This is a genomic window from uncultured Cocleimonas sp. (genome assembly GCF_947495625.1).
Taxonomy (GTDB): domain Bacteria; phylum Pseudomonadota; class Gammaproteobacteria; order Thiotrichales; family Thiotrichaceae; genus Cocleimonas.
This window is the reverse complement of sequence record NZ_CANLZW010000022.1, coordinates 72,769-82,134: the sequence shown is the minus strand read 5'-3', so window position 1 is coordinate 82,134 and position 9,366 is coordinate 72,769. Positions and strand designations below refer to the sequence as shown.

General features: G+C 39.3%; 11 protein-coding genes. 6 read left to right on the top strand and 5 right to left on the bottom strand.

The genetic code is table 11. The features are described 5' to 3' along the window. Positions 1–338: 338 nt before the first annotated feature. The 4 genes from Q1A31_RS13295 to Q1A31_RS13280 form a co-directional block, all read right to left on the bottom strand. A complete protein-coding gene (locus Q1A31_RS13295; protein ID WP_299877414.1) occupies positions 339–1,115 on the bottom strand; it encodes an MBL fold metallo-hydrolase in 777 nt (258 codons plus the stop codon). Positions 1,116–1,166: 51 nt separating this feature from the next. Then, positions 1,167–1,835 (bottom strand): hypothetical protein, encoded by a 669-nt coding sequence (locus Q1A31_RS13290; RefSeq protein ID WP_299877410.1) that lies wholly within the window; start codon positions 1,833–1,835, stop codon positions 1,167–1,169. An 80-nt stretch (positions 1,836–1,915) separates the two neighbouring features. After that, complete coding sequence (gene dapA / locus Q1A31_RS13285; RefSeq protein ID WP_299877407.1) at positions 1,916–2,794, bottom strand: 4-hydroxy-tetrahydrodipicolinate synthase; 879 nt, start codon at positions 2,792–2,794, stop codon at positions 1,916–1,918. A gap of 210 nt (positions 2,795–3,004) precedes the next feature. Then, positions 3,005–3,574, bottom strand: a complete 570-nt coding sequence (locus Q1A31_RS13280; RefSeq protein WP_366943022.1) for a DNA-3-methyladenine glycosylase I — start codon at positions 3,572–3,574, stop codon at positions 3,005–3,007. 176 nt (positions 3,575–3,750) lie between these two features. On the opposite strand from Q1A31_RS13280, the gene Q1A31_RS13275 reads away from it, so the two are divergent. From Q1A31_RS13275 to Q1A31_RS13250, 6 genes are all read left to right on the top strand, one after another. Beyond that, positions 3,751–4,797, top strand: a complete 1,047-nt coding sequence (locus Q1A31_RS13275) for a 3-deoxy-7-phosphoheptulonate synthase (protein WP_299877404.1) — start codon at positions 3,751–3,753, stop codon at positions 4,795–4,797. A gap of 85 nt (positions 4,798–4,882) precedes the next feature. Beyond that, entirely contained in the window at positions 4,883–5,485 is a 603-nt protein-coding gene (locus tag Q1A31_RS13270; RefSeq protein WP_299877399.1) for a histidine phosphatase family protein, read from the top strand. Positions 5,486–5,624: 139 nt separating this feature from the next. Continuing rightward, on the top strand, positions 5,625–6,110 hold the full coding sequence (gene bcp / locus Q1A31_RS13265) for a thioredoxin-dependent thiol peroxidase (protein ID WP_299877395.1): 486 nt from the start codon (positions 5,625–5,627) through the stop codon (positions 6,108–6,110). Then, on the top strand, positions 6,107–6,493 hold the full coding sequence (locus tag Q1A31_RS13260; protein WP_299877390.1) for an OsmC family protein: 387 nt from the start codon (positions 6,107–6,109) through the stop codon (positions 6,491–6,493). The genes bcp and Q1A31_RS13260 overlap by 4 nt, the downstream gene beginning before the upstream one ends. Before the next feature lie 256 nt (positions 6,494–6,749). Continuing rightward, positions 6,750–7,265 carry a glycine cleavage system protein R gene (locus Q1A31_RS13255; protein ID WP_299877386.1) on the top strand — a complete coding sequence of 172 codons (516 nt, stop codon included), beginning with the start codon at positions 6,750–6,752 and terminating at the stop codon, positions 7,263–7,265. 175 nt (positions 7,266–7,440) lie between these two features. Further along, positions 7,441–8,073, top strand: a complete 633-nt coding sequence (locus tag Q1A31_RS13250; RefSeq protein ID WP_299877382.1) for a hypothetical protein — start codon at positions 7,441–7,443, stop codon at positions 8,071–8,073. Between the two features lie 97 nt (positions 8,074–8,170). On the opposite strand, the gene Q1A31_RS13245 is transcribed toward Q1A31_RS13250, so the two are convergent. Then, positions 8,171–9,211 carry a porin gene (locus tag Q1A31_RS13245; RefSeq protein WP_299877377.1) on the bottom strand — a complete coding sequence of 347 codons (1,041 nt, stop codon included), beginning with the start codon at positions 9,209–9,211 and terminating at the stop codon, positions 8,171–8,173. Positions 9,212–9,366 lie beyond the last annotated feature (155 nt).

Genomic DNA, 9,366 nt, shown 5'->3' with positions numbered 1-9,366 from the left:
AGCGAGGCGGGAATTCTACTCTTTGATTTTAAAGGAAGCAACATTTAATTCATGTTTTTTACGTTAAAATCAAAGCAAACTCCCAACACATTAAAACACTTTACCAGTGACCTAATCTGTCAGAGCGGCGCATTATAGACACCTCTCAATTTGAATCAACTACTAATTTCAATTTAATTTAAATAACTCCAAATCAGATCAAAACTACCAACAACATCAACCACTTTAACAAGCCGCTAACTCGTTGGAGCGGCGCATTATAGGCACTTACTTTTTCGATGCAACTGTTAATTTAGCATTAAGGTAAATTAAATCAGAAATAGGAAAAGACCTATTATTTAAGCTAACTCGCGCCAGTCAAAACCTAAAGATTGAGATGCAATAGATACCTCGCTTGCTTCACAGTTGAGCCCATCACAAAGTGCTTCAATCGCATACTCATCTGTATTATTTTTCTCACTCACATGCATTCCAATAATATGCTTGAGCTTGGCTACTTTGAGATTCTGTAATAATTGTAAAGATTGCTTATTATCAAGATGCCCTTTGTCACCAGACACCCTCTCTTTTAGTTTTTGGGGATAGGCACCGTTATGCAACATATGACTATCGTAATTACATTCGAGCAGCAAACCATCAACATTATCTAACTGTTCTATTACGTGTGGAGTAATACTACCAAGATCGGTGGCAATTCCTAATTTGGACGCTCCATCTGAGAAAACAAACTGACAGGGCTCTCGCGCATCATGAGGAACAGGAAATGGATGAAGAAAAATATCATCAATCGCAAAATCTTCATGCGAGTTAATGAAATTAGTTTCGGGGAAGACACTATCCTTGCAGTTTTCCCATGTACCATGAGTCAACCAAACAGGAATATTGTATTTCCGAGCCAGTCTGCCGACACCAATAATATGGTCGGAGTGCTCATGCGTAATAACTATTGCAGTTAGGGATTCAGCTGAACGCTCTAGTTTTGCCAGCCTACTCTCTACTTCTTTCGTAGAGAAACCACAATCCAGCATAATTCGCGTATCAGTATCTTTTACACCTGACTCGATTAGAGTTGCATTACCCTTACTACCACTTCCGAGCGATGCAAATCGAATCATTCTATTTTATTTAAAACCTAGTAATCTGGATATTAGAGAAGCAACCCTCTCTTACTTATTAAACTCACTATTTAGCAGAGATATTATTTGAGCATGCTGCGCAGTGGTTAAAACAGTGCCTTCACTTTTAGCAATGCGCACTAAAGGAATACCCTGAGCATTAATCACAGATACTCTATAGTTACCACCTTTCACTAATGCAGGATTACTTCCTTGATAACGGACATTCATCTCACCCGTTGCTAGCATTTTATTAACTACTTTGAATTGCATTCTTTCAAGAATGATCTCTGTTAATAACAAAGCTCTTTCATATTTATCATTAATCTGAAGATATGAGTCGTTACCCTGTTTCTTTATGGTAGAAAGATTTGCAGAGCGAGGCTTTGCCACTGCAGCAGTTGTTTGCACTGGAACAGAAGAAGTATTTGTATAAGCAGGAGTAGTCGTTACACTATTCATAGAAGAAGCAGTCACCGGGCCCGTTGGCAACTCAAACGCTTTATCAAATTCAGGAGCCGTTAAATCAGGTGGAAATTCCAAATCCTTTACGGTCTTATTATTATCATGGCGAGCTGATGCTTTCTTACCGGTAACCAAACTAGTGACTTTATTAGCAGCATTATTAATGGTACTGCAGGCGGTTATTCCAGAAATAACAAATAACAATAACGCAAATTTAAAAACGCTGTTAATCATGCCAAGGTGTAATTTACTCATTGATTCCTCATTATAAAACTATTCTGTCAGACACGTTCTTGTTGAACGATATGCTTAACAAATACTGTTTAAACTAAAAATTAGATTTCTATACCAGCAACGGCTGCGGCTGCTGTAACTTCTGGGTAAAACTCTTCAGAAAGAGGCACAAGCGGCAAGCGCATCGTATTACTTCCATAGCCCATTTTATGCAATAACCACTTTACTGGAATTGGGTTAGCTTCTACAAAAAGTTTGGTATGAAGCGGAATTAACTTATTGTTAATTTCTTCCGCAGCTTTACGATCACCTGCTAAAGCTGCTTTACACATTTGATGCATTAATGCAGGCGCTACATTAGCCGTAACTGAAATATCACCTTTACCACCGGCAAGAATCAGCTCCATGGCAGTACCATCATCACCACTAATTACATCGATTCTATCGCCACAACGTTTGATGATTTCTTTGGCACGATCCAGATCACCCGTTGCTTCTTTAATAGCAACGATATTTGAAATGTCAGATAGACGTTCAACCGTCTCTGGCAACATATCGACAGAAGTACGACCAGGTACATTATATAACAACTGTGGAATCGCAACTTTTTCTGCGATAAGTTTATGATGCTGAAATAGGCCTTCTTGAGGAGGCTTATTGTAATAAGGAGTAACCAGTAAAACTGCATCCGCTCCATCTTCTTTAGCTGCTTTGGTTAATTCAAGGGCTTCAACGGTACTATTTGAGCCAGTACCTGCGATAACCGGGATTTTACCTGCAACCAGGGCGATGATCATTTTAACAGCCGCACGGTGCTCCTTATGTGAGAACGTTGCAGACTCTGCCGTTGTACCCATTGCCACAATAGCATCAGTACCTGCATCAAGATGAAAACCGACCAAGGCTTCTAATGCAGACTCATCTAAATCACCTGTTGTTGTCATCGGCGTAGCCAGAGCAACCATACTTCCCTGAAACATCTTAAATACTCTTCTCGTTAATTGAATGCAAAGTCATTGACTGACCTCAAAAAAGTCGAACCAAAATAGCTGAACAAAAAAACCACATTCAAAATAGTGTTCTGTTTATCGCATGCAGTCTAATGCGCCATTAATCGAAACACAAGCGCAAAGCTCACTTGAAATTCTCAAGCTAGGCTTATATCTGATCGCATAAACCTCATCACAAACTTAACTATTTTTGTTATAGCAAAAACAATCGGTAACGTGATCATTCACCATCCCCGATGCCTGCATATAGGCATAGCAAATTGTGGTGCCGATAAACTTAAACCCCCTCTTCTTTAAATCTTTACTCATCGCATCAGATAACGCTGTGCTAGATGGCACTTCGCTCATATCCTTCCATTGATTGACCAATGGTTTGCCATCTACAAATTGCCAGATATAGGCGTCAAAACTACCAAACTCTTTTTGTACTTCCATAACACGGTTTGCATTATTGACAGTGGCATTGACTTTAAGCTTGTTTCTTACGATTCCCGGGTTATCTAAAAGTTCAGCGATTTTTGCCTCATCATAATTAGACACGGTTTCAATATGGAAGTTATCAAATGCAGCCTTATAGTTCTCGCGCTTATTCAAAATCGTGACCCAACTCAAACCGGCTTGCGCACTTTCCAGATTTAAACATTCAAAGAGCAATTGATCATCGTGAACAGGCACTCCCCATTCATTATCATGATAATCTTTTTCCAATTGGCTACCTTGAGCCCAACCGCAGCGGTTTTTATCGTTCAAGAGCAGATTCCTCTATTTTTGAATTCATTGCGTTTATTTTAGGTCACCCCCCACCTTTCGGGCACTTTTTTATGTAATTAATTAGGTTTTAAATACGAGATAACTGCTTTTATCTATATCTATGTTAAATTACGCTCAAAATTCGACTCAACACACATACAAATAAGATAATAGTTATGCCTACAAATACAGAAAACCTTAATATTGAATCCACCGAGATTCTACTAACGCCTGCTGAAATTAAAGAGCAAATTCCTCTTTCTGCAGAACAGCAAGACTCAATCACCCAACACCGTAAAACTCTTGAGAATATTCTCGATGGTAAAGACGATCGTTTATTTGTCGTGGTTGGCCCTTGCTCTATTCATGACCCTAAAGCTGCTATTGATTATGCGAACAGACTTAAAAAACTCGCAGATGAAGTATCGGATAGCATCTTTCTTGTAATGCGTGTGTATTTTGAAAAACCTCGTACAACCACAGGCTGGAAAGGCTTGATCAACGATCCTCATTTAGATGGAACCTTTGATATCAAAACCGGGCTAATCCAAGCGCGTGAATTAATGATTGAATTAGCTGAAATTGGTTTACCCATAGCTACCGAAGCTTTAGACCCTATAAGCCCTCAATACCTCGCTGATTTGATTAGCTGGAGTGCTATCGGCGCACGCACCACCGAATCTCAGACACACAGAGAAATGGCCAGCGGATTATCATGCCCGGTCGGCTTCAAAAATGGCACCGATGGCAGCTTAAAGGTTGCAACAGATGCATTGCAGGCCGTTACCAGTCCGCACAGTTTTCTTGGTATTAATCGTCAAGGTCAAGTTGCGATTGTTCGCACCAAAGGAAACTCTTATGGGCACATCGTATTGCGTGGCGGCGGTGGCAAGCCTAACTATGATTTAGAGATCATTAAAGACTGCGAAGAAAAATTATCAGCGTTAAATCTACCTAAGAACTTAGTGATTGATTGTAGCCATGAAAACTCAAACAAAGACCCAGCCAATCAAGCGACGGTTTTTAATTACTGTATTGATCAACGACTCAACGGTCATTCATCAATAGTCGGCATGATGATTGAGAGCAACATCAACTGGGGCAACCAAAAGATGCAGGAAGATCTTTCTCAATTAGAATACGGTGTTTCGATTACGGATGCCTGTATCGACTGGGATACCACTGAAACATTAATTCGTAATGCCGCCAAAGCGTTTAAATAAAACGATCAAGAAATAGCACTTTGATAAAAAAGTGCCTATAAGTAGGGGGGTGTCTTTACTCCCCTACTCTTAAATACAATATCGAATGAATCACCTAACTACTTTAAATACACTCAATAATCACTACTTTGCATTGCGTCACGGCGAAAGTGTCGCAAACCAGAAAGGACTGATTGTAAGCTCGCCCGAAAATGGCATTAAGAATTACGGTCTGAGCGAAACAGGACAAAAACAAATTCGAGACAGTATTGAAGCATTCAACACACTCAATAATAAAACCAGAATTATCAGCTCAGATTTTTTACGCACAGCTGAGTCCGCACAGATTGCACATCAACTACTTCAAGCTGAACGCGAAATTCAATTTTCCTCACTATTGAGAGAGTGTTTTTTCGGTGATCATGAATTAAAAGACAATAGCTTCTACCAGAACGTCTGGGACATGGATTTGCAAGATTCAGCGCATAATAACAACAATGTAGAAAGTGCTGATGCGGTATTAGAAAGAACCACCTCATTTATCGCTACCTTAGAAACAAACTTCAAAGATGAAGTGTTTTTACTGGTTTCTCACGGCGATGCTTTGCAGATATTACAAACTGCTTTTAGTAAAGTTCCGGCATCCACTCACCGATCACTGACTCATTTACAAACCGCTGAGATAAGAGAACTGGTTTTGCAGAACTAAAACTTAAATAGTATTAGTACACATTAAAACGGAAATTAACGTTAAGGGAATTATGCATTGTATTTAAAGCATGGTTAAAATACCCTTTTGTAAATTTACTTATCAATCACTTCTAAACCTTATTCAAACAGGAATTAACATGACTGAAAAAACATCGTCGTTAGTCGTCGGGGAAACAGTCCCAGACTTTGAAGCACCAGCCACCTCTGATCTACACTTCAAGTTATCGGATTACAAAGGTACATCGAATCTGGTTATTTATTTCTACCCTAAAGACAGCACTCCGGGCTGTACCACTGAAGGGCAGGATTTTCGTGATTTATATGACACGTTTAAATCCCATGACACTGAAGTTTTTGGTGTTTCTAAAGACAGTATGAAACGTCACGATAATTTTAAAGCGAAGCAATCATTTCCCTTTGAATTAATCTCTGATATTGATACTGAAGTATGTGAGCACTTCGGTGTTTGGCAATTAAAGAAGACATTCGGCAAAGAGTATATGGGTATTGTCAGAAGCACTTTCCTCATCGATAAAGACGGCGTACTAAGACAACACTGGGATAAAGTAAAAGTGAAAGGACATGCCGAGGAAGTACTCGCTGCCGTTAAGGAATTAGCATGATTATCCAGGTTTTAGGGCAAACAGAACTTAGATTATCGCGTTTCGATGAAGACGGGCTTGATATTCAATTAGAAAACAAGATGCCACGCTTTAGTGCTTTGGCGATGTTTGTAACAGCTCTGGGTCGTTGTACATTCGCTGTATTAGATCACTATGCCTTGCGCATGGATGTTCCTATTGAAAACATCGTGACCCATTTAGAGTGGGATTATCACAGCGATCCTACGCGCTTTAAAACCATCAATATGGAAATCTACTGGCCGGAATTACCCGAGAAACGAGTAGCCTCTGTAGAACGTGCCTCTCATAAATGTGCCATTTCAAATACCATTAAAGACTGTGTAGAAGTGAATGTTTCGGTATTCAATAAAAGTGATAGGTAGCTAAAGTAAGAAAGTAAGTCATTAAAGAAATAGTCACCCCCCTACTTTAAGGCAACTTTTCATTTTGTTGTTTGAAATAACCAAAGGAACTTATGCAGAGCCAGGCGGTTTTTTATAATCACCGCCTGTATTGATAGCTAATCAACACAACTAACTTCACTATGATTGCGTTATATCAGGCAAAACTAAAAACTTTGTGATAACGTCCGCTTAAAAATAAGATCTACGTTTAACGCTTTTATCTCAAGGAGAAAACATGCAAGTTTCACTCATTATTACCATCCTCGGGCCAGATAAGCCGGGTTTAGTTAAATCTCTTTCTGAGACACTCAATAAATTTGGCGCTAGCTGGACAGAAAGTCGTATGGCGCACCTTGCTGGTAAATTCGCTGGTCTTCTTCAGGTCTCTTTGCCAACTGAGAATTTAGAACCGCTGACTAAAGCCATCAATGAATTAGAAACCGATATTTTTAAAATTCATATTGAGCAAGCAGATCTCGATACAATGAAGCCTGAGAAGATTCTAAAGCTTGAACTCTTAGGACAAGATCGTCCTGGCATTATCCATGATATCACTCAGCAATTATCCAAACTTGAAGTCAATATAGAAGAACTGGAAAGCCATATAAGAGAAGCCAGTATGTCTGGTGAGATTTTATTCTGTGCAGAGTTAACACTAGGTCTTCCGGTGAATGTTACTACTGATGAAGTTCAGGATATTCTGGAAGATATGTCTGATCAGTTTATGATTGATGTAAATTTCTCATCTTGATACTAGCCCTGTTTTCCAAATCAGCATAAATAACGACAGTTACAAACAGTCAAAATCACTAGAGTCATTCACTAAGCGCCAGTAAAAAGACAGAAGGGAACTTTATCGTTTATACTTCTGACTAATCGTAAATTGATTTACATTGTTAGAATACACATACATTTATGGAGCATCTATGAAACCTTTGTTTCACACAAAGTTAAGCACTAAAGCTACAGCATCACTGCTAGCGGTTTTCTCTTTATTCTTTAGCAGCGAACTACTAGCCAGCGGTTGTAGTAAAGCAGATATTGAATACTATTTACAAAAAGGCTTCACCCACGAGCAAGTCACCAAATTATGTTCAATACCGACGGCAGCACCTGCAGCTGTACCTTATCAGGGACAGCCACAACAAGCCGCCCCACAATCAGCTGATCAGGCTTATTTGGCCGCTGCGTTAGATGCAAAAAACGTTACTCTAAACCAGAATCAATTAAGCTACTCAAGCAAAGAGTGCGCTGAGTACGGCCCACCTAACAATACAGATTTGATTGAAGAAGCATGTGTAAATACAACCGTTACGGTTAATTTTGCTGGCTTAAAAATTAAAAAGTTGTCTAATGGTCTTTTCCTTATCAAGGATGCTCAATTCTTAGTTGAAGGCGATCTAAGAAGAGACTACCTGAATTTAAACAAAGTAAGACGACAAGAAAAATCTGAAGTTTTGCGTCTTCTTCCAACTAATCCTAAACGCGTTAATATCCCAATTCGTAGAGGCATTGATCCAGAAGAAGTCGCACAAAGAATTCGAAAATATATACGCTAACAGGATAGTTACTATTTCTTAAGCAATAAAAAAGCACTCATCTGAGTGCTTTTTTATTGCTGATTATTTTAGATATAACATCCAAAAATAGAAGAATTTAGAACTTGTAACGCACACCTAAAGAAACACCATCAGCATCCCCTAAAGTCGGCGAATAAATACCAGAACCATGATCGGCTCCGCCTAAACGATAGCCTTCTGTGACTCGTGCAAACTGTGCATATACGTCAGTCGTCTTGGCTATTCGATAATCATAACCAATCGCCAGTAAATCTGGATCATTGCTAGTACCACTTACATCACGCGAGTAATACTGCCCTTTTATCTTTCCTTTACCGATTCGATAAGCTGCCCCAACACCAAAAACGGTTGCATCAGCTATACCTGTTTGTTTCGTTTCATTGTTTTCATTCTGATAAAAGCCAACTACAGTCAAAGGACCTTTCCGATACCTTGTCATTAAACGCAAAGCATTAGGTTCTGCGTTAACATTATCCAGATCCTGTCTTTCGAAAGCAGCGCCTATTCTATAATTACCAATTTTATAAATGCCATTTGCACTGATAGCCGAACTGTCTGCTTTATCTCCAATATCAGTGGAGTAGGCAACTGTACCTTGAAAACCATTTAGTCTAGGTGTTTGATAGGCTAGAATTCTGTCTGCACGAAGATCCCACCGCGAAGGATTCGTTAAGTTACGGTTTTGACCCAATTGAGAATACCAAAACAAATCTGCTTTACTACCCAGTGTTTTAAATGGCGTGTCATATCTACCGATAATTACTGCGCCGAAATCTCCAGCTAGCCCAATGATTTGATTACGATTTTCGATGACATCTTTTTTATTATCAATAGTGTTATCAACAGCAGATCGAATGCCACGATCGCTTTGAAACCCCAGTTCAAAGTTATAAATAAAATTCAGGTCATCCTTAAGATTAGATACTCCTTTAACACCCAGTAAACTACTATTCAAGGCTAAGGTGTCTGCATTTGAAATCGTTGTGGAATCCGCATCTAACTTGTCGAAAGACGCGTGTAATTCTCCATAGACTTTGGTCGCCCCCATAGCTGGAACGCCAATTAAAACTGGAGCACAAACCGACGCCGCGATAGCTACCGCGAGTAGTTTTCTCATTTGACTCTCCCTCAATCTCTCACATCTTTTATATAATTTTAGTGGATGTATAACATCACCACCATACTGTATTGTAGCATTTAGCTTTGTAGCTTTAGACAGTCAATTCAGCAAAGTAGCGGAAAAATCAGCATTCAGAAACTGGCAAATAGCGA